This window comes from Streptosporangium sp. NPDC001681 (genome assembly GCF_040298085.1).
Lineage (GTDB): Bacteria > Actinomycetota > Actinomycetes > Streptosporangiales > Streptosporangiaceae > Streptosporangium.
The window spans coordinates 66,837-89,602 of sequence record NZ_JBEOZN010000023.1 but is presented as its reverse complement, the minus strand read 5'-3'; the positions used below and the strand labels follow the sequence as shown (position 1 = coordinate 89,602).

The 22,766-nt window shown below is 70.9% G+C and carries 19 protein-coding genes; 13 read left to right on the top strand and 6 right to left on the bottom strand.

The window, feature by feature from the left end; all coding sequences use genetic code 11:
• Positions 1-89 precede the first annotated feature (89 nt).
• Together ABT130_RS13845 and ABT130_RS13840 are read right to left on the bottom strand one after the other, a co-directional pair.
• A complete protein-coding gene (locus ABT130_RS13845; protein WP_350955580.1) occupies positions 90-977 on the bottom strand; it encodes a hypothetical protein in 888 nt (295 codons plus the stop codon).
• Between the two features lie 176 nt (positions 978-1,153).
• Positions 1,154-2,098, bottom strand: coding sequence for an aldo/keto reductase (locus ABT130_RS13840; protein WP_350919132.1), 945 nt, complete (start codon positions 2,096-2,098; stop codon positions 1,154-1,156).
• A 65-nt stretch (positions 2,099-2,163) separates the two neighbouring features.
• Here ABT130_RS13840 and ABT130_RS13835 point away from each other — a divergent pair, with 65 nt between their 5' ends.
• The 5 genes from ABT130_RS13835 to mshC all read left to right on the top strand — a co-directional run bounded on the left by ABT130_RS13835 (position 2,164) and on the right by mshC (position 6,340).
• Complete coding sequence (locus tag ABT130_RS13835; protein ID WP_350919135.1) at positions 2,164-2,865, top strand: histidine phosphatase family protein; 702 nt, start codon at positions 2,164-2,166, stop codon at positions 2,863-2,865.
• A gap of 9 nt (positions 2,866-2,874) precedes the next feature.
• Positions 2,875-3,447, top strand: coding sequence for a DUF3090 domain-containing protein (locus ABT130_RS13830; RefSeq protein WP_350955578.1), 573 nt, complete (start codon positions 2,875-2,877; stop codon positions 3,445-3,447).
• Positions 3,444-4,205, top strand: coding sequence for an SCO1664 family protein (locus ABT130_RS13825; RefSeq protein WP_350955576.1), 762 nt, complete (start codon positions 3,444-3,446; stop codon positions 4,203-4,205). Before ABT130_RS13830 ends, ABT130_RS13825 begins: the two co-directional genes overlap by 4 nt.
• 92 nt (positions 4,206-4,297) lie before the next feature.
• Positions 4,298-5,026 carry an NRDE family protein gene (locus ABT130_RS13820; protein WP_350955574.1) on the top strand — a complete coding sequence of 243 codons (729 nt, stop codon included), beginning with the start codon at positions 4,298-4,300 and terminating at the stop codon, positions 5,024-5,026.
• 90 nt (positions 5,027-5,116) lie between these two features.
• Positions 5,117-6,340 (top strand): cysteine--1-D-myo-inosityl 2-amino-2-deoxy-alpha-D-glucopyranoside ligase, encoded by a 1,224-nt coding sequence (gene mshC, locus ABT130_RS13815; protein WP_350955572.1) that lies wholly within the window; start codon positions 5,117-5,119, stop codon positions 6,338-6,340.
• 202 nt (positions 6,341-6,542) lie between these two features.
• Here the strand turns inward: mshC and ABT130_RS13810 are convergent, their stop codons facing one another.
• Together ABT130_RS13810 and def are read right to left on the bottom strand one after the other, a co-directional pair.
• Positions 6,543-6,746 (bottom strand): cold-shock protein, encoded by a 204-nt coding sequence (locus tag ABT130_RS13810; protein ID WP_030904638.1) that lies wholly within the window; start codon positions 6,744-6,746, stop codon positions 6,543-6,545.
• Between the two features lie 213 nt (positions 6,747-6,959).
• A complete protein-coding gene (gene def / locus ABT130_RS13805; protein WP_343961111.1) occupies positions 6,960-7,436 on the bottom strand; it encodes a peptide deformylase in 477 nt (158 codons plus the stop codon).
• A gap of 407 nt (positions 7,437-7,843) precedes the next feature.
• On the opposite strand from def, the gene ABT130_RS13800 reads away from it, so the two are divergent.
• The 7 genes from ABT130_RS13800 (at position 7,844) to ABT130_RS13770 (ending at position 17,799) form a co-directional block, all read left to right on the top strand.
• Positions 7,844-9,163: an MFS transporter gene (locus tag ABT130_RS13800; RefSeq protein ID WP_350955570.1), complete on the top strand. Its 1,320-nt coding sequence runs from the start codon at positions 7,844-7,846 to the stop codon at positions 9,161-9,163.
• A gap of 165 nt (positions 9,164-9,328) precedes the next feature.
• Positions 9,329-11,410, top strand: a complete 2,082-nt coding sequence (locus ABT130_RS13795; protein WP_350919152.1) for a molybdopterin oxidoreductase family protein — start codon at positions 9,329-9,331, stop codon at positions 11,408-11,410.
• Positions 11,407-12,813, top strand: a complete 1,407-nt coding sequence (locus ABT130_RS13790; RefSeq protein ID WP_350919155.1) for an FAD-dependent oxidoreductase — start codon at positions 11,407-11,409, stop codon at positions 12,811-12,813. Before ABT130_RS13795 ends, ABT130_RS13790 begins: the two co-directional genes overlap by 4 nt.
• 119 nt (positions 12,814-12,932) lie before the next feature.
• Positions 12,933-15,380 carry a nitrite reductase large subunit NirB gene (gene nirB, locus ABT130_RS13785; protein WP_350955568.1) on the top strand — a complete coding sequence of 816 codons (2,448 nt, stop codon included), beginning with the start codon at positions 12,933-12,935 and terminating at the stop codon, positions 15,378-15,380.
• 94 nt (positions 15,381-15,474) lie between these two features.
• Positions 15,475-15,828 (top strand): nitrite reductase small subunit NirD, encoded by a 354-nt coding sequence (gene nirD, locus ABT130_RS13780; protein ID WP_350919161.1) that lies wholly within the window; start codon positions 15,475-15,477, stop codon positions 15,826-15,828.
• Positions 15,829-15,883: 55 nt separating this feature from the next.
• Positions 15,884-17,053, top strand: a complete 1,170-nt coding sequence (locus ABT130_RS13775) for a uroporphyrinogen-III synthase (protein ID WP_350919164.1) — start codon at positions 15,884-15,886, stop codon at positions 17,051-17,053.
• The gene (locus ABT130_RS13770) at positions 17,050-17,799 is read left to right on the top strand and encodes a sirohydrochlorin chelatase (protein WP_350955566.1); all 750 of its coding nucleotides are present in this window, start codon (positions 17,050-17,052) and stop codon (positions 17,797-17,799) included. The genes ABT130_RS13775 and ABT130_RS13770 overlap by 4 nt, the downstream gene beginning before the upstream one ends.
• Positions 17,800-17,814: 15 nt before the next feature.
• Here ABT130_RS13770 and ABT130_RS13765 read toward each other — a convergent pair whose 3' ends face one another.
• On the bottom strand, positions 17,815-18,669 hold the full coding sequence (locus ABT130_RS13765) for a PAC2 family protein (RefSeq protein ID WP_350955563.1): 855 nt from the start codon (positions 18,667-18,669) through the stop codon (positions 17,815-17,817).
• Between the two features lie 65 nt (positions 18,670-18,734).
• Positions 18,735-19,193: a universal stress protein gene (locus ABT130_RS13760; protein WP_350955561.1), complete on the bottom strand. Its 459-nt coding sequence runs from the start codon at positions 19,191-19,193 to the stop codon at positions 18,735-18,737.
• Positions 19,194-19,287: 94 nt separating this feature from the next.
• Between ABT130_RS13760 and metH the strand changes: the two genes are divergently transcribed.
• The gene (metH, locus tag ABT130_RS13755; RefSeq protein ID WP_350955559.1) at positions 19,288-22,752 is read left to right on the top strand and encodes a methionine synthase; all 3,465 of its coding nucleotides are present in this window, start codon (positions 19,288-19,290) and stop codon (positions 22,750-22,752) included.
• Positions 22,753-22,766: the final 14 nt, after the last annotated feature.

Here is a 22,766-nt window from a genome sequence, read left to right as displayed (position 1 = left end):
GGTCACCGCAGCACGCTGCGGCTCCCTCCTCCGCCTTGCGAGACACCACCTGACCGATCCTCGCCACGGCAAGATCCGCAGGACAGGACCTAGGCCACCCGGTGATGGCCCGGTGGCACCGGCTCGAAGGGGATCGACTCCTTGACCTTCCGCCTGCTGTACAGCAGGCGGACCGCGAGGATGGCCAGAATGAGCACCGCAGTGGTGAGCACGGTGCCCGCCGTGTCGGATGACCGGCTGGGCGTCACCGGCCGTTCGTTTGACATCTGCCGCTGCAACTCCTGCATCAGCGGGGCCGGCCAGAGCAGTTCCACCCGGGGTGCCTCGGCGTCGACCACGGGTGACGGCTCGGAGGTCACCGGTGCGTCCACGTCGATCGCGGGCGTGTCGGCCTCCGGATACGGCGACCGTGAGGGCTGTCGCGTCCAGCCGGTCGGCACCGGAACCGGTTTCTTCCGCGCGGGCCGGTGGCCGTGGTCGCGCGAGGGGCTCGGCGACGGCTTGGGCCGGGCCGCCTCCTGAGAGAGGGGACTCTCCGACGGGTCCGGGCATTTGGGGGAGGCCGCCGTGGGCCGGCAGGTGCCGGTGGGATCCTCGGGGCGCGAGGGGGTCTCCTCGCCCGCTGCGGGTCGGGTTTCGGCGGCCGAGGTGGCTGGTGCCGGTGTCTCCTCCCCGACGGGGGACGTCTTCTCGGCGGTGGGCGTCCGAGCCGTGGTGCCGGCGGTGTCGTCACCGGCGGGCGAGGACGAGAGCGGGGCCAGCATGGGGGCGAGCGGGGAGGCGTCGCCCGTGATGCCGCTCACCACCTTGTCCACGGTCCGGCAGATCCCGCCCGTCACGGTGCCCAGCAGCCCTCCGTGATCGCAGTCGTCCACCTGCGTGACGGTGTCCGCCCGGGCGGTGTCCACCGACGAGACCGCCGGGATCCCGCTGCCCAGCACCAGCGCCAGTGCGCCTGCCGACATCGCGGTTCGCACTCGTCTCCCTTCCCCCGGGTCGGATATCGGCCGTGATGTGCTGCCGACATCCGGGTGCCCCCGCTACCTGTTCGACAGTCTTGTGGGGGGGCCCGGTTTTTTCACGGAAAGTTGCTATTCGGTATCGACTAGTGATACGCGAGGCGAATTCTCGTTCGGTTTCCGTCCTGGGCGTCTCAGTCGGCCGACACGTCGTCGAGTGCTTCCCTTATCTCCACGGGCAACGCCAGGTCCTCGGCCTGGAGCACCCCGGACAGCTGCGCGTGGGTGCGGGCGCCGACGATGGCGGAGGCCACCCCCGGCTGGTCGCGTACCCACGACAGGGCCACCGACAGCGGCGAGACGCCAAGCCCTTCGGCGGCGGTCGTCACCGACTCCACGACCCGGCGGCACCGCTCGTCGAGGTAGGGCGTGACGAAATCGGCGAAGTGCGGGGTGGCGGCCCGAGAGTCGGCGGGGATGCCCGTGCGGTACTTGCCGGTGAGGACCCCGCGCCCGAGCGGCGACCAGGCGAGCACCCCGGCGCCGACATGCTCGGCGGCGGGGATCAGCTCGCGCTCGGCCTCTCTGGCCAGGAGCGAGTACTCGACCTGGGCCGCGACGATCGGCACCCGCCCTGGAACCGCCCGCTGCCCCACGGCGGCGGTCGCCAGCTGCCAGCCCGCGTAGTCGCACACCCCGGCGTACGCGGCCCGCCCGGAGGACACGATCGCGTCCACGGCGGCCAGGGTCTCCTCCAGCGGGACGTCGGGATCAAAGGCGTGCAGCTGCCACAGGTCGACCTCGTTGACGCCCAGGCGGGTCAGGGAGGCGTCGATCGCGGCGACCAGGTGCTTCCTTGAGGCGTCGCGGGGTCTGCGCCCGGCGGGGGTGAGCACGGCCTTGGTGGACAGCACCAGCTCCGAACGCGGCACCGAGTCGCGCAGCAGCCGCCCGAGCAGCCGTTCGGCGTCGCCGCCCGTGTAGACGTCGGCGGTGTCGATGAGCGTGCCGCCGGCCTCGGCGAACATGCGGAGCTGCGCCGCGGCCTCCTCGGCGCCGGTGTCACGCCCCCACGTCATCGTCCCCAGTCCCAGGCGGGACACCGACAAGCCGCTCCGGCCCACATAGCGCTGCTCCATGATCCGGCCAGATTACCGCTCGGCCACTTAAAAGTAGTGGAGTGAGGGCTGCAAGACTTGCCCGCGTGACGACCTTGTTGCTGGCCAGACACGGCCTTACCCACCTCACCGGTCCGGTCCTCGCGGGATGGACCCCGGACGTTCACCTCAGCGACGCGGGACAGGCCCAGGCGAAGGCCCTCGCCGCCCGGCTGACCTCGCTGGAGCTCGACGCGATCGTCTCCAGCCCGCTGGAACGCTGTCAGGAGACCGCGCAGGCGGTCGCCGAGGGGCGACAGGGGGCGGAGGTACTGACCGATGAGCGCTTCGGCGAGTGCCGTTACGGTGACTGGACGGGCCGCCCGATCGCCGAACTCGTCAAGGACCCCCTCTGGCCGGTGGTGCAGGCCCATCCGAGCGCGGTGACGTTCCCCGGGGGAGAATCCCTGCCGGCCGTCCAGTACCGCGCCGTGGCGGCGGTCAGGGAATGGAACGAGCGTCTCGGCCCGAAGGCGGTCTACCTCGTCTGTAGCCACGGAGACGTGATCAAGGCCATCGTGGCCGACGCCATGGGGCTGCATCTGGACCAGTTCCAACGGATAACCGCTGATCCGGCCTCGCTCACCGTCATTCGCTACACCCCCTTGCGCCCCTTCGTGCTCAGGCTCAACGACACGGGTGGGGATATGGCTGGATTGCGCCTCGCGGAGGGTTCGGAAGGCGAGGACGGGGGAGAAAATCCCACCGGGAGTGATGCCGCAGTCGGCGGCGGATCCGGGACCACGTAAGGTCGGGCTATGCCGGTCTTCGACTACGATCCACCCGAGAGATTCGTGGCCGGTGCCGTGGGGCAACCGGGTTCACGAACCTTCTTCCTGCAGGCGCGGGGACAGGGCAGGCTGACCACCGTGGCGCTGGAGAAGTTCCAGGTGGCCGCGCTGGCCGACCGCCTCGACCAACTGCTCGACGAGGTGTTGCGGCGCGGCGAGGCCGGTGTCCCGGTGCCCGCCGTCGCTCCGGCCGCGCTGGCCGACAACGCCCCTCTCGACGTGCCGATCAGTGAGGACTTCCGCGTCGGCACCATGGCCCTGGCCTGGGACCCCGAGGCCGACCAGGTGGTCATCGAGGCCCAGGAGGCCGGGGTCGAGGAGGAGCTCGAGCCGTCCTCGTCCGCCGATCTCACGGTGCTGCGCGTGCACATCAGCCCAAGCGCCGCCAGGGCCTTCACCAAGCGGGCCATGGCACTTGTCGCCGCCGGGCGTCCGCCCTGCCCGCTCTGCGCCCAGCCTCTCGATGCCGAAGGGCATATTTGTGTGCGGCTCAACGGTTACCGGGGTAGTAGCGCTTCATCTGGTGGAGGAGGCGAATGAGCGCTGAGAGCGAGCCGACGCTGAGCACGGCGCCGGCCGCGGGGCTGGACGACGAGACCGCGATGCGTCTGCTCCGTGACGGACGGCTGGATGTGGCGGGTCGCCTGGTCGAGGCGACCAACATGACGCTTTACTGCTCGGTCCGGCTCGGCGGGCTCGTGGCGGCCTGTGTGTACAAGCCGGTACGGGGGGAGCGCCCGCTCTGGGACTTCCCCGACGGGACCCTGGCCGCCCGAGAGGTCGCCGCCTACGAGGTCTCCGCGGCGATCGGCTGGCGGATCGTGCCGCCCACCGTCTACCGGGACGGCCCGTTCGGCCCGGGAATGTGCCAGCTCTGGATCGACACCGACCCCGAGATCGACCTGATGGTGCTGATCCGCAGTCGCCAGCCCTCGCTGCGGCGGATGGCCGTCTTCGACGCCGTCGTCAACAACGCCGACCGCAAGGGTGGCCACCTGCTGCCGCTCGCCGACGGCCATGTCTACGGGGTCGATCACGGGGTCTCCTTCTCCGCCGAGGACAAGCTCCGCACCGTGCTCTGGCAGTGGCGCGGCAAGCCCCTGTCCCGCGAGGCCATGAACGTCCTGACCCGCCTCGAACGCGACCTGGAGCAGGGGCGGCTCGGCCGCCGCCTCCGAGAACTCCTCACCCTCCCCGAGGTCGAGGCGACCTGGTCGCGGGTCCGCAGGCTTCTCGACACCGGCCTGCACCCCCTCCCCTCCAAGGAGTGGCCGGCGATCCCGTGGCCGCCGATCTGAGCCCCCGGCTGGCAGGTGCCGTGACCTCGGACTCCTTGCCGGTGAAGGACCCCGCTCCGCGCCCGCTCGCGGCGGAGGCGTAGCCTCCGGGCATGTGCACGGTTGTCGTCAGCATCGATCCGAGCGCCGAGATCCCCCTGATCGTGGTCGGGGTGCGTGATGAGTTCACCGGCCGTCCCTGGGTTCCGCCGGCGGGACACTGGCACAAGGACCGGCCCGGCCTGATCGGCGGTCGAGACCTTCAGGGCGGCGGCACCTGGCTGGCCGTCGACCCCCGGGCCAGGAGGGTCGGGGCCCTTCTCAACGGGCACGGCGTGCTCGCCCCGGAGGAGACGCGCCGCTCACGCGGTGACCTCCCGCTCCTGGCGGCCGCCGGAGGCCGGCCGGTGGAGAGCGACCTTGACCGCTATGACCCCTTCCACCTGCTGCGCGCCGATCCCAGCGGGGCCTGCCTGTGGCACTGGGATGGGACCGCGCTGGAGCGAGACGTCCTTCCTCCGGGAACCCACATGATCGTCAACAGCGGCTGGGAACGCGGTGAGGAGAACGAGCGCGTCGCGTTCTTCCGCCCCCTGTTCGCAAAGGCCGGCCGTCCCACGGAACTCGACGGCCCCTGGGAGGAGTGGCGGGAACTCGCCACCGGGGCGGGGATTCCCTCTGATGACCTCCGGTCCATGATCATTCATCATGAGCTGCCCGACGGGCGGATCTTCGGCTCTCTCTCCGTCACCCTGCTCGCCCTGGCGCCGGGCGGCGTCCGCTACGACTTCACCGCCGCCCCCCGTGATCCGGGCGCCTTCCGTGAAGTCCGCACGGAATGATCTGGGCACCTCGCGGAGTTGAGACGAATGCCTCTGTATCCGCCACCCCGAGCTGATCGGGGTGGTCTGTCTGCTCGATAGGCTCACTTTATGAGATCGTGGTCTGCGCCGAAGGTTCCTCGGCTTCCCGGTGCCGGTGTCCCGCTGCGGCTTTTCGACACCGCTGTGCGAGATGTCGTCCCGACAAAGCCGGGTCCCATGGCACGGATGTACGTCTGCGGCATCACGCCCTACGACGCCACCCATCTGGGCCACGCCAACACCTACCTCGCCTTCGACCTGGTCAACCGGGCCTGGCGAGATGCCGGGCACGGGGTGCACTTCACCCAGAACGCCACGGATGTCGACGACCCCCTGCTGGAACGCGCGGAGCAGACCGGCATCGACTGGCGTGACCTCGCCGAGCGCGAGATCGAGCTGTTCCGGTCGGACATGGAGGCGCTGCGCATCCTCCCGCCGCGCGACTACATCGCCGTGACCGAGGTGATCGACCAGGTCGCGGCCCTGATCGAGCTGTTGCGTGACAAGGGCGCCACCTACGACCTGGAGGGTGACGTCTACTTCGACGTGGCCGCGGCCCCCAAGTTCGGTGCCGTCTCCGGTTACCCGGAGGAGCAGATGCTCGCCCTGTTCGGCGAGCGCGGAGGGGACCCGGAGCGCCCGGGCAAGAAGCACCCGCTCGACTGGCTGCTCTGGCGTGCGGAGCGCCCGGGGGAGCCGTCCTGGCCCTCGCCGTTCGGTCAGGGAAGGCCCGGCTGGCACATCGAGTGCACCGCGATCGCTCTGGCGAACCTGTCCAGTGGTTTCGACGTCGCCGGTGGGGGCTCCGACCTGATCTTCCCGCACCACGAGTGTGGCGCCCACGAGGGCCACGTGGCGTGTGGCGAGTGGCCTTTCGCCAAGGCCTACGTGCACGCGGGCATGGTCGCCCTGGACGGCGAGAAGATGTCCAAGTCGAAGGGCAACCTGGTCTTCGTCTCCCGCCTGCGCGGGGAGACCGATCCGATGGCCATCCGGCTGGCCCTGCTGGCGCATCACTACCGCTCCGACTGGGAGTGGACCTCCGACCAGCTTGCCTTGGCGGAGGTGCGGCTGGCGCGCTGGCGCTCGGCGGCGGGCCTGCAGACCGGCCCCGACGCCGGTGTCGTGCTCGACAGGGTCCGTGCCCGGATGGCCGACGACCTGGATGCCCCCGGCGCCCTCGCGGTCATCGACGACTGGGCCGAGCGTGCCCTGTCGGAGGGCGGCAGCGACCCGGGCGCGCCGCTCCTTGTCGGGCGGATCGCGGACGTGCTGCTCGGAGTCGCGCTCTGAAGGCGGGGTGGTCTGACCCTCTCTGGCGCTGCCCGGGGCTCTCGGCCGCGTTGAGAGCCGCCCTGCCCGCTCTGAGGCCAGTGCTCTTCGGGTGACCGCCTGGAGAGCACTCCCCGGCGGGGGAGCAGGGGCCGGAAAATGACTGAGCCCGCACCGCTTGCGCGGTGCGGGCTCAGCCCGAAGCCTTTGAGGTCAAACCAGGTCAGATGAGCTCGACCTTGTCGGCCTGCGGGCCCTTCTGGCCCTGCGTGGTGACGAAGCTGACACGCTGGTTCTCCTCCAGGCTGCGGTAGCCGCTGGAGTTGATAGCCGAGTAGTGCACGAAGACATCGGCGGTGCCGTCATCCGGTGCGATGAATCCGAAGCCCTTTTCGGCGTTGAACCACTTAACGGTGCCCTCAGACAAAACTACTTCTCCTCATTGGGAGCCTCACCGAACCACCAGGTCGGCGGCACGGGGCTGCGTTGCGGACCCTACCATGCACCCGCGGAAACCATCCGGAGAAACTGTAACGTCCGCTGTCGGCGGACTTCTCATAAGCACTTGAGATGATAAGGCTAAGCTGAGAACTACGACTGCAACTGCAACACTCTATCGGACAGTTGTGAGGTGTGCAAGTCAAGAGATCGAGGCGAGGAAGCGTTCCCGCTCCTCCTCGGGGAGGCGGTCGATGAAGAGGGTGCCGTCGAGGTGATCGGCCTCGTGCTGGAGAACGCGGGCCAGCATGCCCAGGGCCCGGACGGTGACGGGTTTGCCGAACATGTCACGACCGCGGGCCGTGACCATGTAGGAGCGTTCCAGTGGCCACCAGTGGCCGGGGGCGGACAGGCACGCCTCGTCGGCCACGATCCTCCGCTCGGACAGTTCCAGGCGCGGGTTGACCAGGTGGCCGGACTTGCCGTCCAACTCGTAGACGACGACCCTGAGCGGGACGCCGATCTGCGGGGCGGCGAGTCCCGCGCGGCCCGTGCCGGCACGCATCGTGGCCTGGAGCGACTTCACCAGGACGCGCAACGCGCGGTCGAAGGTGGTCACAGGCTCGGCCACCGTGCGCAGCACGGGATCGTCGAACAGTCGGATTGGCTGGACGGCCACGCGCACTCCCCGAGGCGGATGAATCGGCACCGGTGACGGTTCCCGTTGTCGCACCGGCTCAACCATTGCCGTTACTTGTGAGTGTGCTTCGGTGGGCGCGCTCCGACCGGCCCACGCCTTACCGCATCTCCGGGCGGCGTGACCGTGAGCGCGATCACACTCCAGGAGCCGGCCGCGCCGCTACCCTGGGGGCCCGGGATCGTGACAGGGCGTGTCCGTGGCCGAACGGTCGCCGGCTTCCCGCACCCCCCGGGTTTCCGGAGTGTTGCGAGTGTGCGGCGTGTGCATTGCGTATTTCCAGGGTTAGTTGCGTGTAACCGGTGCACCATCACAGACAGTGAATGTGCGTAACGCCGCCCTCCTAGTTTCGGGGATCGAAGCCCCCCGAAACCACAGGAGGACAGACGATGAGGCCCTGGATCAGCGACTGGCGGCCCGACGATCCGGATTTCTGGCAGGAGCACGGCCGGAAGGTGGCCAGGCGGAACCTGGTCTTCTCCATCTTCGCCGAGCACCTCGGGTTCACGCTGTGGACCGTCTGGAGCATCGTGGCCGTGCAACTCGGCTCCTACGACTTCTCCACCGACCAGCTCTTCTGGATCGTCGCCCTGCCCAACCTGGTCGGCTCGGCGCTGCGCATCCCGTACACCTTCGCCCCGGCCAGGTTCGGCGGCCGGAACTTCACGGTGGTCAGCGCTCTGCTCCTGCTCGTGCCCGCGGTGCTGCTGGCCGTCGCGGTCGGCGACCCCGGCACCCCCTACTGGATGTTCCTCGCCATCGCGGCCACGGCGGGGCTGGGCGGCGGCAACTTCGCCTCCAGCATGGCCAACATCACCCACTTCTATCCCCGGGAGAGGCAAGGGGCCGCGCTCGGGCTCAACGCGGCCGGCGGCAACATCGGGGTCAGTTCCGTCCAACTTCTCATGCCGTTGGTGATCGGGGCGTTCGGGCTGGCCGCCGCGGGGCTGTTCTGGATTCCCTTCATCCTGGCCGCCGCGGTGGGCGCCTACTTCTTCATGGACAACCTGACCTCGGCCAAGGCCAGTCCCGCGGACCAGTTGAAGGTCGTCGGCCGGGTCCAGACCTGGATCATGTCAGTCCTGTACATCGGTACGTTCGGCTCCTTCATCGGCTACTCCACCGCGTTCCCGCTGCTCATCAAGAGCCAGTTTCCCGAGCAGGCCTCGCTGGTCTGGCTGGCCTTCCTCGGCCCGCTGCTCGGCTCCCTGGTCCGCCCGGTGGGCGGCTGGCTGTCGGACCGGCTCGGCGGGGCGCGGGTGACGTTCGTCAACTTCGCCGCGATGGCGGGCGCGGCGGTGCTGGTCTGGCAGGGGCTGTCCCAGCGCGGCTTCGCGCTGTTCTTCTGTGCCTACATGCTCCTGGTCGCCACCACCGGTATCGGCAACGGCTCCACCTACCGGATGATTCCGGCGATCTTCCGGGCCAAGGCGGTCGCGGGCGTCACCCCGGGCACGGCCGCTCACGACGCCGCCGTGGCCGTCGGGAAGCGGGACGCCTCCGCGGCCATCGGAATCATCTCCGCGATCGGTGCCTTCGGCGGGTTCTTCATCAACCGCGGATTCGGCAGCTCCATCGCCGCGACCGGCGGGGCGGGGGCCGCACTGGCCTCCTTCGCCTCCTTCTACCTGGTGTGCGCGGTCATCACCTGGGCCTGTTACCTGCGTGCCGCAGGCAGTGCGCCGAGCCTGGCGGCGGCCCGGGTGTGAGCGCCGGCCAGGCCCGGCACCCGCCGTGCTCACATCCGGCACCGGCCGGGCCGACGGATAACTCACATCCACCTCATTGCGAATGTGAACACGGTTAGTGGCTTGTAGCACATCGGTAACAGGGGAGACCTCACGGTGAAACCGCCTGAAAGCACCATCGGACCCATGCCGGTCTCACTTCCCCCCCAGACACCTGTGAAGGGTGGGACGGCGACGCACTGCCCCTACTGCGCTCTGCAGTGCGGCATGAACGTCGCGGTGGACGAGACCGTCACGATCACTCCGCGTCACGACGTCCCGGCCAATGCGGGAGGACTGTGCCAGAAGGGCTGGACCGCCGGTGAGCTCCTCACCGGCGAGCGGCTGACCACCCCGCTGTTGCACGGCGAGGAGGTCGGCTGGGACGAGGCGCTCGGCTTTGTCGCCGACCGGATACGTGCCGTCCAGGCCGAACACGGCCCCGACGGCGTGGCCGTGTTCGGCGGCGGCGGCCTCACCAACGAGAAGGCGTACCTGCTCGGCAAGTTCGCCCGGGTGGTGTTGCGGACCAGCCAGATCGACTACAACGGCCGGTTCTGCATGTCCTCGGCCGCCGCGGCCACCAACCGAGCCTTCGGGATGGACCGTGGTCTGCCCTTCCCGATCACCGACCTCGCCCGCGCCGACGCGGTCCTGATCGCGGGCGGAAACGTGGCCGAGACCATGCCGCCGTTCGTCCGTCACCTCACCGCGATGCGCGCGGCGGGCGGCCGGCTGATCGTCATCGACCCGCGGGTCACCGCGACCGCCCGGCAGGCCGACCTGCACCTGCAGCCGACCCCCGGCACCGACCTGGCGCTGGCCCTGGGCCTGCTGCACATCGTGGTCGCCGAAGGTGATGTCGACGAGGCATACGTGGCCGCCAGGACGAGCGGGTTCGACGCGGTCCGCACCTCGGTCGCGGCCTGGTGGCCCGAGCGAGTGGAACGGATCACCGGTGTGCCGGTCGCCCGGATGCGCGCCGCGGTCGCGATCCTCGCGGGCGCGAGCCGGGCGGCGATCCTCACCGGGCGCGGCGCCGAGCAGCACGCCAAGGGCACCGACACCGTCAGCGCGTTCGTCAACCTCGCGCTCGCCCTCGGGCTGCCGGGGCGCGAGGGGTCGGGTTACGGCTGTGTCACCGGGCAGGGCAACGGGCAGGGAGGCCGCGAGCACGGGCAGAAGGCCGACCAGCTCCCCGGCTACCGCAGGATCGATGATCCGGCGGCCCGCGCCCACGTCGCCGCCGTGTGGGGCGTCGACCCCGATGACCTGCCGGGACCCGGCCGCTCCGCCTACGAACTGCTGGACGCGCTCGGCACCGGCGGCGGCCCCCGGGCGCTGCTGCTGTTCGGCTCCAACCCATTGGTCTCCGCGCCGCGTGCCGGGCACGTCGCCGAGCGGCTCGGCTCACTGGACCTGCTCGTGGTCTCGGACCTGGTCCTGTCGGAGACCGCCGCGATGGCCGACGTCGTGCTGCCCACCACCCAGTGGGCCGAGGAGAGCGGCACCATGACGAATCTGGAAGGCCGGGTGCTGCTCCGCCGCCAGGCGGCCGCCCCGCCGTCAGGGGTGCGGAGCGACCTTGAGATTCTCCGGGGGCTCGCCACGAGACTGCGCGGGACAGCCGGAGCCGAGGGTTTCCCCGCCGATCCGCGCGAGGTCTTCGATGAGCTCCGCCGGGCCTCGGCAGGTGGGATCGCCGACTACGCCGGCATCACCTATGAGCGGATCGCCGCCGAGACCGGGGTGTTCTGGCCCTGCCCGGCCGAGGATCACCCGGGTACTCCCCGGCCTTTCCTGGACGGCTTCGCCACGCCCGACGGGCGCGCCCGGTTCGTGCCGGTCGAGCACCGTCCGCCCGAGGAGGACGTCGACCCGGAGTATCCGCTCCATCTCACGACGGGACGGGTGCTCGCGCACTACCAGAGCGGTGCGCAGACCCGGCGGATCGCCACACTGAACATGGCGGCACCCGAGGCGTTCGTGGAACTCCACCCCGACCTCGCCGAGCACCTGGACGTGGCCCCGGGGGAGATGCTGCGGGTGGTCAGCCGGCGCGGCGCGACCGAGGCGCCGGCCAGGGTCAATCCGGCGATCCGGCAGGACACCGTGTTCATGCCGTTCCACTGGCCGGGCGTCAACCTGCTCACCAACCCCGCGCTGGACCCGGTGTCGAGGATGCCGGAGTTCAAGGTCTGCGCGGTCAGAGTGGAGCGTGCCGGATGACCCGGATCGTGGTCGTGGGCAACGGGATGGCGGGCGCCCGTCTGGTGAGCGAGATCCGTGCCCGTGACCGGCACGTCGGGCTGACCGTGTTCGGGGCCGAGGAGTCGCAGCCCTACAACCGCGTGCTGCTGTCGAACGTCGTGGCCGGGACGATGCCGCCCGACCAGGTGCGATTACTCGACCCGGCCTGGTACGCCGATCATTCGGTGACGGCGCTGCCCGGGGTCGAGGTGACCGCCGTGGACCGGGAGAACCGGGCCGTGCTCACCGCCACGGGCAGGCGCGAGCCGTACGACGTCCTCGTGCTGGCGACAGGCAGCGAGGCGGTCGTGCCGCCGGTACCGGGTGCGGCGGGCAGGGCCGTCACGTTCCGCACGATGGACGACTGCCGGAGGATCCTGCGGGCCGCCGGCGCGGCGCGGCACGCCGTGGTGATCGGAGGTGGTCTGCTCGGAGTCGAGGCGGCGCGTGGCCTGGCCGGGCGCGGCCTGCCGGTGACGCTACTGCATCTGGCCGGGCACCTGATGGACCGTCAGCTGGATGCCGAGGCCGGGCTGGTGCTCGGCCAGACCCTGGGCACGCTGGGGGTGAGGACCAGGACCGGCGTCGTGGTCGAGGAGATCCTCGACGACGGTGTGCGGCTCGCGGGAGACGAGACGGTCGAGGCCGATCTGGTGGTGCTCGCCTGCGGGGTCCGCCCGGTGACCGGGCTGGCTCGCGAGGCCGGGCTGGAGGTGGCGCGCGGGATCGTCGTCGACGACGAGATGCGCACCGACGACCCGTCGATCTTCGCGATCGGCGAGTGCGCCGAGCACCGGGGCAGGGTCTACGGGCTGGTCGCGCCCGCCTGGGAGCAGGCCGCGGTGGTCGCCGACATCGTCACGGGGGCCGACAAGGCCGCCCGATACCGGGGATCGCGGCTGGTGACCCGGTTGAAGGCCAGGAGCGTGGAACTGGCCGCGATGGGCGAGACGCACCTGACCGAGGACGACGCGGAGGTCGTGCGGTTCAGCCACCGGGCGGCGGGCACCTACCGCAAGCTCGTCATCCGCGACGGCCGCCTGGTCGGCGTGATCCTCCTCGGTGAGACGTCGGCGGTGGGCAACCTCACCCAGTTGTTCGACCGGGGCGGGCCGCTGCCGGGAGACCGGGCCGGTCTGCTCTTCCCCGGTCTGCAGGGCAACGCGGTAGCCGAGAGCCCGGTCAGGATGCCGGACGCGGCGAAGGTCTGCCAGTGCAACGACGTGACCAAGGGGCAGATCAGGGCCTGCTGGGAGTCGGGCGCCAGGGACGTCGCGGCCGTGGCCGCCGCCACCCGCGCCACCACCGGCTGCGGCGGCTGCCGCGACGCGGTCGAGGGCATCGTCGGCTGGCTCTGCGAGCAGGAAGGAGTCTCGGCGTGACCGGCGCTGGAGGCGAGGGAACGGCCGGGCGCCGGACGGACACGGAGCCGCCCCGCCCGGTGAGCGGGACGATCCATCGGGGACGGGCAGACGAAGCGGACGGAAGGGCGAGCGCGATCATGTCACGACTTGTCGTGGTGGGAAACGGACCGACATCGCACCGGCTGGTCGAGGCCCTGGTCGCCAAGGGGTTCACGGGCCGGATCACGGTGCTGGGGGAGGAGCCCAGACCGGCCTACGACCGGGTGGCGCTGACCTCCTACCTGGCGGGCAGAAGCGTTGAGGATCTCACCTACCCGGTGCCGGAGGGGGTCGTGCCGCGCCTGTCGTCCAGGGTCGTCGACATCGACAGGCGGACGAAGGAGGTCATCACCGCGGACGGCCATCGCGAGCCGTACGACGTGCTGGTGCTGGCCACCGGGTCCAGCCCGTTCGTGCCGCCGGTGCCGGGCAGGGAACTGGACGGCTGCTTCACCTACCGCACGATCGACGATCTCGACGCGATCAGGGAGGCCGCCTCGGCCGCCACGAGCGGCGTCGTGGTCGGCGGCGGGCTGCTGGGGCTGGAGGCCGCCGACGCCCTGCGTGGCCTGGGCCTGTCGACGCACGTGGTGGAGATGGGCGGCTGGCTCATGCCCCGCCAGGTCGACGAGGGCGGCGGCGCGGTGCTGCGCGGTCACGTGGAGGGGCTCGGCCTGAGGGTGCACACCGAGGCGGGTGTGCAGGAGATCGTCGCGGGCCCGGACGGGCGGGTGGCGGGCCTGGTCAAGCCGGACGGGGAGACCGTCGAGGCGCAGATCGTGGTCTTCTCCGCCGGGGTCAGGCCCCGTGACGAGCTGGCCAGGCAGGCCGGCCTGGAGGTTGGCGGGCGCGGTGGGATCGTCGTGGACGATCGGATGCGCACCGCCGACCCGGCGATCTACGCGATCGGCGAGTGCGCGTCGCACGAGGGCGTGGTCTACGGGCTGGTCGGCCCCTGCTTCACGATGGCCGAGGTCGCCGCCGACCGCATCCTCGGCGGCGGGGCGGTCTTCACCCGTGCGGATCTCTCCACCAAGCTCAAACTGCTCGGTGTGGAGGTCGCCCAGTTCGGCGCCATGGACGGCGCGCTGGACGTGACCTTCATGGATCCGGTGGGCGGGGTCTACCAGAAGCTGTTCGTCAGTGACGACGCGCGCACCCTGCTCGGCGGGATCTGCGTCGGCGACGCCACCCCGTACAACACCCTGAAGCCCTTCGTCGGCCGCGATCTGCCGGGATCGCCGAGCGAGCTGTTGTTCAGCGGTGGCCCGGCGAGCGTGGAGCTTCCCGACGACGCGCAGGTCTGCTCCTGCAACAACGTCACCAAGGGCCAGGTGCGTGCCGCCGTCGCCGACCACGGCCTCACCGACGTCGCCGGGATCAAGGGCTGCACCCGCGCGGGCACCACCTGCGGCAGCTGCGTCCCGATGCTCAACCAGATTCTCGTCAAATCGGGCGTCGAACTCTCCAAGGCTCTGTGCGAGCACTTCGCGTACAGCAGGGCGGAGCTGTTCGACATCGTCCGGGTGCGCGCCATCACGACGTTCTCCCAGCTGATCGCCGAGCACGGCACCGGGCGCGGTTGTGACGTGTGCAAGCCGGTGGTCGCCTCGATCCTCGCCTCGCTCGGCGGCGGCCACATCCTCGACGGAGAGCAGGCCGCCCTGCAGGACACCAACGATCACTTCCTGGCCAACATCCAGCGCAACGGCACCTACTCGGTGGTGCCGCGCGTCCCCGGCGGGGAGATCACCCCGGACGGGCTCATCGTGATCGGCGAGGTGGCCCGCGACTTCGGCCTGTACACCAAGATCACTGGCGGGCAGCGGATCGACCTGCTCGGGGCCCGCGTGGAGCAACTTCCGCTGATCTGGAAGCGCCTGGTGGACGCGGGCTTCGAGTCCGGGCACGCGTACGGCAAGGCGCTGCGCACCGTGAAGTCCTGCGTGGGCTCGGCCTGGTGCCGGTACGGCGTGCAGGACGCCGTCGGCCTGGCCATCGCGCTGGAGCTGCGCTACCGGGGGCTGCGCTCGCCGCACAAGCTGAAGTCGGCGGTCTCCGGCTGCGCCCGCGAGTGCGCCGAGGCCAGGGGCAAGGACTTCGGCGTCATCGCCACCGAGCGAGGCTGGAACCTCTACGTGGGCGGCAACGGCGGCTTCAGCCCGCGCCACGCCGACCTGTTCGCCTCCGATCTGGGCACCGAGGAACTGGTCCGCGTCATCGACCGGTTCCTGATGTTCTACATCCGTACCGCCGACCGCCTGCAGCGCACCTCCGCCTGGCTGGAGGCACAGGGGCCGGCCTACGTCAGGGAGGTCGTCCTGGAGGACTCCCTCGGGATCTGCGCCGACCTGGAGGCGCAGATGGAGCGGCATGTGGCCGGCTACGCCGACGAGTGGCGCGCCACGATCGAGGACCCGGAGAGGCTACGGCGGTTCGTCTCCTTCATCAACGCCCCCGGCACGCCGGACCCCTCGATCGCCTTCGAACCCCAGCGCGACCAGGTGAGACCGGTCCTCATCCCACTGGAGGTGGTCCGTTCCTGACCAGCCGCCCCCCATGTCCCACATCCCCCGCCGACGCGCTGGGAGGCCCGCTCCGGCCCGCCACCGCCGACATCCCGAGGAGAGGCACTCACCGATGACCGCCCTGAGCGAAGAGCTGGAGCAGGCCGGCTGGACGCCGGTCTGCTCCTACCCGGACCTGCTGCCCGAGCGTGGCGTGTGCGCGCTCGTCGGCGGTCGTCAGATCGCGCTGTTCCGTGCCTTCGACGGCACCCTGTTCGCGATCGGCAACCGTGACCCGTTCAGCGGTGCCCACGTCCTGTCCCGCGGGATCATGGGCACCAGGGCCGGCGAGCCGGTGGTGGTCTCCCCCATGCACAAGCAGGCTTTCTCCCTTGCGACGGGGGTGTGCCTGGACGATCCCGCGACGGCCGTGCCGACCTACCCGGTCCGCCTCACCGGCGAAACGGTGGAGGTGGGCACGGGGTGAGCCCGCAGGCGGCCGGATACCTGAAGAAGATCAAGCGAGGAGTGGTGAACGACAGATGAGCATCGCCGTTCTGGACAGCCCCGTCGACTCTCCCGAGACCGCGCCCGACGCGCTGGCCGGGTTCACGATCGGGGTCACCGCCACCCGGCGGCGTGAGGAGTTCTGCGCGCTGCTGGAACGCAGGGGCGCCAGGGTGGTGCGCGCCCCCGCGATCCGCCTGGTACCCCTGGCCGAGGACGCCGACCTGCTGGCCGCGACGCGAGCCGGCCTGTCCGCCCCGATCGACGACGTGGTGGTCACCACCGGCGTCGGCTTCCGGGGATGGATGGCCGCCGCCGAGGGCTGGGGGCTGGCGGGCGACCTCGCCGAGCACCTGACCTCCGCACGGCTGCTGACCCGCGGGCCCAAGGCCCGCGGCGCGGTCAGGGCCGCCGGGCTGAACGACCACTGGACCCCGTCCACGGAGTCGTGCGAGGAGGTCAAGCAGCACCTCCTGGCCCAGGACCTGCGCGGCCGCCGCATCGCCGTGCAGCTGCACGGGGAGCCGCTGACCGGCTTCGTGGCCGCACTGCGCGAAGCCGGCGCGGAGGTCATCGAGGTGCCGGTCTACCGGTGGCTGCCCTACCGGGACGTGTCGCCGCTGCGCCGCCTGGTCAGCCAGGCGATCTCCGGCGGGGTGGACGCGGTGGCCTTCACCAGTGCCCCGGCCGTGCTGGCCATGCTCAACTCGGCCCGCGCGGACGGCCTGGAGGACGCACTGGTCGCGGCCTTCGCGGGGCCGGTCGTCGCCGCCTGCGTGGGCCCGGTCACCGCCGGGCCCCTGGAGGCGCGCGGGGTGCCCACCGTGCAGCCCGAGCGCTCCCGCCTGGGCACGCTGGCCCGTACCCTCGCCAGGCACCTGCCCGAGCACAGCGTCACCCGCCTGGTCGCGGGCGGCCACCGGCTGGAGATCCGCGGTCACGCCGTCGCGGTGGACGGCGAGCTGAAGCCGCTGCCGCCGGCGCCGATGGCGGTGCTCAAGCGCCTGGCCGACAAACCCGGGCACGTGGTGGCCCGCTCCGACCTGCGGACGGTGCTCCCCGGCGGCCCGTCGCGGGACTCGGCCGAGCACGCGGTCGAGATGGCCATCACCCGCCTGCGCCGGGCGCTCGGCCCCTCGGGAATCGTCGAGACGGTCGTCAAACGCGGTTACCGCCTGGCCTGCGACCGGGGCGAAGGCCTGTGACGACGCTGGTCCTCGCCGGGCACGGGACGCGCAGCGCGAGGGGGGAGGAGACCCTGGCCGGTCTGCGTGACCTGGTACGCGAGGGCCGCCGGGGAACGCGCGTCGAGCAGGCGTTCCTGGAGATCAGCTCACCCCCGCTGGCCGACGTGCTCGCCCGCGTGCCCGGCCCTGTCGTGGTGGTCCCGCTGCTGCTGGCGGGCGGCTACCACGTCCACATCGACCTGCCCGCGGTGGTGGCCGCGGCCAGGCCGGACGCCACGGTGACGGCCCCGCTGGGGCCGCATCCGCTGCTCACGGCCGTGCTCGCCAGACGACTGGCCGCCGCGGGGCTGAGGGCGGCGGACTCGGTGATCCTGGGAGCCGCGGGGTCGTCCGACCCTGCGGCGCTGGCCGACGTGCGGGCGGCGGCCCGGCTGCTTTCGGTCCGGCTCTCCCGCCCCGTCACCGCGGCCTTCGCCGCCACGGGCACCCCCTCGATCGCCGAGGCCCTGGAGCGGCTGCGCTCAGGACCCGCGCCGCGGATCGCGCTCGCCTCCTACCTCCTGGCCCCGGGCTTCTTCCAGGACCGTCTGGAGGCGTCCGGTGCCGACCTGGTCGCCGCCCCCCTGGGGGTGGACGCCGACCTGGCCGCGCTGGTGTGGGCCCGGTTCGACCAGGCGTGCCCGGCACCGGTGACCTTGGACTCGGACCGGAGGCGCCCGGCCTCCGCGCGCCCGGTCCTGGCGGAGAGGAACGGCCGGTGGTGACCGCCGGCCGCGGGCTCAGCCGTCGGAGTCGCGGTCGCGCCGGCGCAGGTAGCGCTCGAACTCGGCGGCGATGGCGTCACCACTGGCCTCGGGCAGCTCGGCGGCGTCCTTGCGCTCCTCCAGCTCCTTGACGTACTCGGCGACCTCGCTGTCCTGAGAGGCCAGCTCGTCGACGCCGTGCTCCCAGGCCCGGGACTCCTCGGCCAGCTCGCCCAGCGGCATCGGGATGTCGAGCAGGTCCTCCATCCGGCTGAGCAGTGCCATGGTGGCCTTCGGGTTGGGGGGCTGGGCCACGTAGTGCGGCACCGAGGCCCACAGCGACACGGCGTGCAGCCCGGCCGCGCCCAGGGACTGCTGGAGCACGCCGACGATGCCGGTCGGTCCCTCGTAGCGGCTCAGCTCCAGGTTGATCGCCCTGGCCAGCCCCTCGTCGGTCGCCGATCCCACGATCGGCACCGGACGGGTGTGCGGCGAGTCGTTGAGCAGCGCGCCGAGCAGAACCGCCAGCTCGACCCCCAGCTCCCGGCAGACCAGGACGATCTCCTCGCAGAAAGCGCGCCAGCGCATGTTGGGCTCGATGCCGCGGAGCAGCACCACGTCGCGGTCGACGCCCGGCGGCCTGGCCACCGACAGCTTCGTGGTCGGCCAGGTGATGGAGCGCGTCAGCCCCTCGCCCATCTCGACGATCGGGCGGGTCACCTGGAAGTCGTAGTACTCCTCGGGGTCCAGGGAGATCAGCGGGGTCGCCTTCCACTCGCCCTCGAGGTGCGCGATCACTCCGCTCGAGGCCTCGCCCGCGTCGTTCCACCCCTCGAACGCGGCGATCATCACCGGGTCGACGAGCTCGGGCAGACCTTCGATCTCGATCACGCGCCCCCTCCTTCGCACCGCACCGTCCTATCCGGCTAAGCCTATGCCGTGAGGGGGCCTTCACGTCACCTTCCGGATGTGGTGTGGACGATCAGGACGTCGCAGCCCGCGCGCTGGGACACGCCGGACGGCACCGAGCCGAGCAGCCGCCCGGCCAGGCTGTTGAGCCCCCGGTTGCCGACGACCACGAGATCGGCCCCGCGCCTGCCGGCGAGCGACACCAGCACGTCCACCGCGTCACCCTCCTCGGCGGCCAGTTCGATCGTCCGGGCGCCCGCGGCGACCGCGTGCTCCCGGGCGGCGCGCAGGGCGTCGTCCGCCGGGGTGGAGCCGGTCACCTTGTAGGAGAGGTCGCCGAGGACGTCGGCGGCGGCGTTGCGGTCGCGCTCGCGCATGGGGGAGTAGGCGCAGGCCAGGATCAGGTCGGCGCCGGTGGCGGCGGCGAGGGAGGCGGCCGAGGAGACCGCGCCGAAGGAGGAGGTGGAGCCGTCGGTGCCGACAAGGATGGTGCGGTAGGTCGCCATCGGTGCCTCACAGGGGTGGCCGTGTTAATTGGACAGGAAGTTCAATTGCTGTCGGCAACAATAACGGCCATGCGGATCCCAGTACTCTTGTCTCATGACAAGCACCCCGTCTTTCCGTGAAGTCCTGGCCGAGCGCGTGATGGTCGCCGACGGGGCCATGGGGACGATGCTTCAGGCCCACGACGTCACCCTGGACGACTTCCAGGGCCACGAGGGCTGCAACGAGGTGCTCAATGTCACCCGCCCCGACATCGTCCGCGCCGTGCACGAGGCCTACTTCGAGGTGGGGGTCGACTGCGTCGAGACCAACACCTTCGGGGCCAACCTTTCGGCTCTCGGTGAATACGACATCTCCGAACGGGTCTTCGAGTACTCGGAGGCCGGTGCCCGCGTCGCCCGGCAGGCGGCCGACGCCTGGTCCACCCCCGAGCGGCCGCGCTTCGTGCTCGGCTCCATCGGCCCCGGCACCAAGCTCCCGACTCTCGGGCACAAGCCGTACGCCGTGCTGCGCGACGCCTACTACGACAACGCCGCGGGGCTGGTCGGCGGTGGCGCCGACGCCCTGATCATCGAGACCTCCCAGGATCTTCTCCAGGTCAAGGCGGCGGTGATCGGCGCACGCCGGGCCATCGCCGACGCCGGCCGGGACGTGCCGATCATCGCCCAGGTGACCATCGAGACCAACGGCGCGATGCTGCTGGGCTCGGAGATCGGCGCGGCACTGACCGCGATCGAGCCGCTCGGCGTCGACGTGATCGGCCTGAACTGCGCGACCGGTCCCGCCGAGATGAGCGAGCACCTCCGCTACCTGGCCCGCCACGCCCGGGTCCGCCTCTCGTGCATGCCCAACGCCGGACTGCCCGTGCTGACCTCCGATGGCGCCTACTACCCGCTGAGCCCCGAGGAACTGGCCTCGGCGCACGAGAACTTCACCCGCGACTACGGCCTCTCCCTCGTCGGCGGCTGCTGCGGTACCACGCCCGAGCACCTGCGCCGGGTCGTCGAGAGGGTACGCGGGCAGGAGACGGCCCCGCGCCGGCCCCGCCCCGAGGCCGGTGCCTCCTCTCTCTACCAGAGCGTCCCCTTCCGCCAGGACATCTCGTACATGGCCATCGGCGAGCGCACCAACGCCGTCGGTTCCAAGGCATTCCGGGAGGCGATGCTCGCCCAGGACTGGGAGGAGTGCGTGGAGATCGCGCGGGCGCAGGCCCGCGACGGCGCGCACATGCTCGACCTCTGCGTCGACTACGTGGGGCGCGACGGCGTGGCCGACATGAAGGAGCTGGCCTTCCGCTTCGCCACCGCCTCCACGCTGCCGATCGTCCTCGACTCCACCGAGCCCGCCGTGCTGGAGGCCGGGCTGCAGATGCTCGGCGGGCGCGCGGTCGTCAACTCGGTCAACTACGAGGAGGGCGACGGCGTCGAGTCGCGCTTCCACAGGAACATGACGCTGGTACGCGAGTACGGCGCGGCCGTGGTGGCCCTGACCATCGACGAGGAGGGCCAGGCGCGCACCGCCGACTGGAAGGTCCGGATCGCGCTGCGCCTCATCGAGGACCTGACCACGAAGTGGGGCATGAACGTCGAGGACATCCTCGTCGACGTGCTCACCTTCCCCATCGCCACCGGCCAGGAGGAGACCAGGCGCGACGCGCTGGAGTCGATCGAGGCGATCAAGGAAATCAAGCGGCACCACCCCGGGGTGCAGACGGTACTGGGCCTGTCGAACGTGTCGTTCGGTCTCAACCCCGCTGCCCGCATCGTGCTCAACTCGGTCTTCCTCAACGAGTGCGTCAACGCCGGCCTCGACGCGGCGATCGTGCACGCCTCCAAGATCCTGCCGATGGCGCGCATCCCCGAGGAGCAGCGCCAGGTCGCCCTGGACATGGTCTACGACCGGCGCAGGGAGGGTTACGACCCGCTGCAGCGGTTCATGGAGCTGTTCGACGGCGTCGACGCCGCGGCTCTCAAAGCGAGCAAGGCCGAGGAACTCGCCGCGCTGCCGCTGTGGGAGCGGCTCAAGCGCCGCATCGTCGACGGCGAGCGCAAGGGCCTGGAGGCCGACCTCGACGAGGCCCTCGCCCAGCGCCCCGCCCTGGAGATCGTCAACGACGTGCTGCTCGACGGCATGAAGACCGTCGGCGAGCTGTTCGGCTCCGGCCAGATGCAGCTGCCGTTCGTGCTCCAGTCGGCCGAGGTGATGAAGACCTCGGTCGCCTACCTGGAGCCGCACATGGACCGGGTCGAGGGCGAGACCAAGGGCCGCATCGTGCTCGCCACGGTCAAGGGCGACGTGCACGACATCGGCAAGAACCTGGTCGACATCATCCTCTCCAACAACGGCTACGAGGTCGTCAATCTCGGCATCAAGCAGCCGGTGTCGGTCATCCTGGAGGCCGCGGAGGAGAAGAAGGCCGATGTCATCGGCATGTCCGGGCTGCTGGTGAAGTCCACGGTGGTCATGAAGGAGAACCTGGAGGAGATGAACTCCAGGGGCATCTCCGACAGGTTCCCCGTGCTGCTCGGCGGGGCCGCGCTGACCCGTGCCTACGTCGAGCAGGACCTCGCGGAACTCTTCCAGGGCGAGGTCCGCTACGCCCGCGACGCCTTCGAGGGACTGCGCCTGATGGACGCCTTCATGGCGGTCAAGCGCGGCGAGAAGGGCGCGAGCCTGCCGCCGCTGCGCGAGCGCCGGGTCAAGACCGGAGCCACGCTGGTCAGGACGCCGGTGGAGGAGCTGCCGGCCCGCTCCGACGTGGCCTTCGACAACGCGGTGCCGGCGGCGCCCTTCCTCGGCGAGCGCGTCATCAAGGGCGTACCGCTCGCGGAGTACGCCGCGTTCCTTGACGAGCGGGCGACGTTCATGGGCCAGTGGGGCCTCAAGGCCGCCCGCGGTGGTGACGGGCCCTCTTACGAGGAACTGGTCGAGACCGAGGGCAGGCCGCGCCTGCGGATGTGGCTGGAGCGGATGCAGACCGAGGGCCTGCTGGAGGCGGCGGTCGTCTACGGCTACTTCCCGTGCGTCAGCGACGGCGACTCGCTGATCATCCTGGACGAGGGGGGCAACGAGCGCACCCGGTTCACCTTCCCGCGCCAGCGCCGCGACCGGCACCTGTGCCTGTCCGACTTCTTCCGCTCCAAGGACTCCGGTGAGGTCGACGTCGTCGCCTTCCAGGTCGCGACGATGGGCAACCGGGTCTCCGAGGCGGCGGCCGAGCTGTTCGCCAAGGACGCCTACCGCGACTACCTGGAGCTGCACGGTCTGTCGGTGCAGCTGACCGAGGCCCTGGCCGAGTACTGGCACGCGCGGGTGCGCACCGAACTGGGCATCGGCGGTGACGAGTCCCTGGAGGACATGCTCAAGGTCAACGTCACGGGCTGCCGCTACTCCTTCGGCTACCCGGCCTGCCCCAACCTGGAGGATCAGGTCCAGCTGATGGGGTTGCTCGACCCGTCCAGGATCGGTGTCGAGCTGTCCGAGGAGTTCCAGCTCCACCCCGAACAGTCGACGTCCGCGCTGATCGTCCATCACCCTGAGGCCAACTACTTCAACGTGTGACCGTCTGCCGGAAG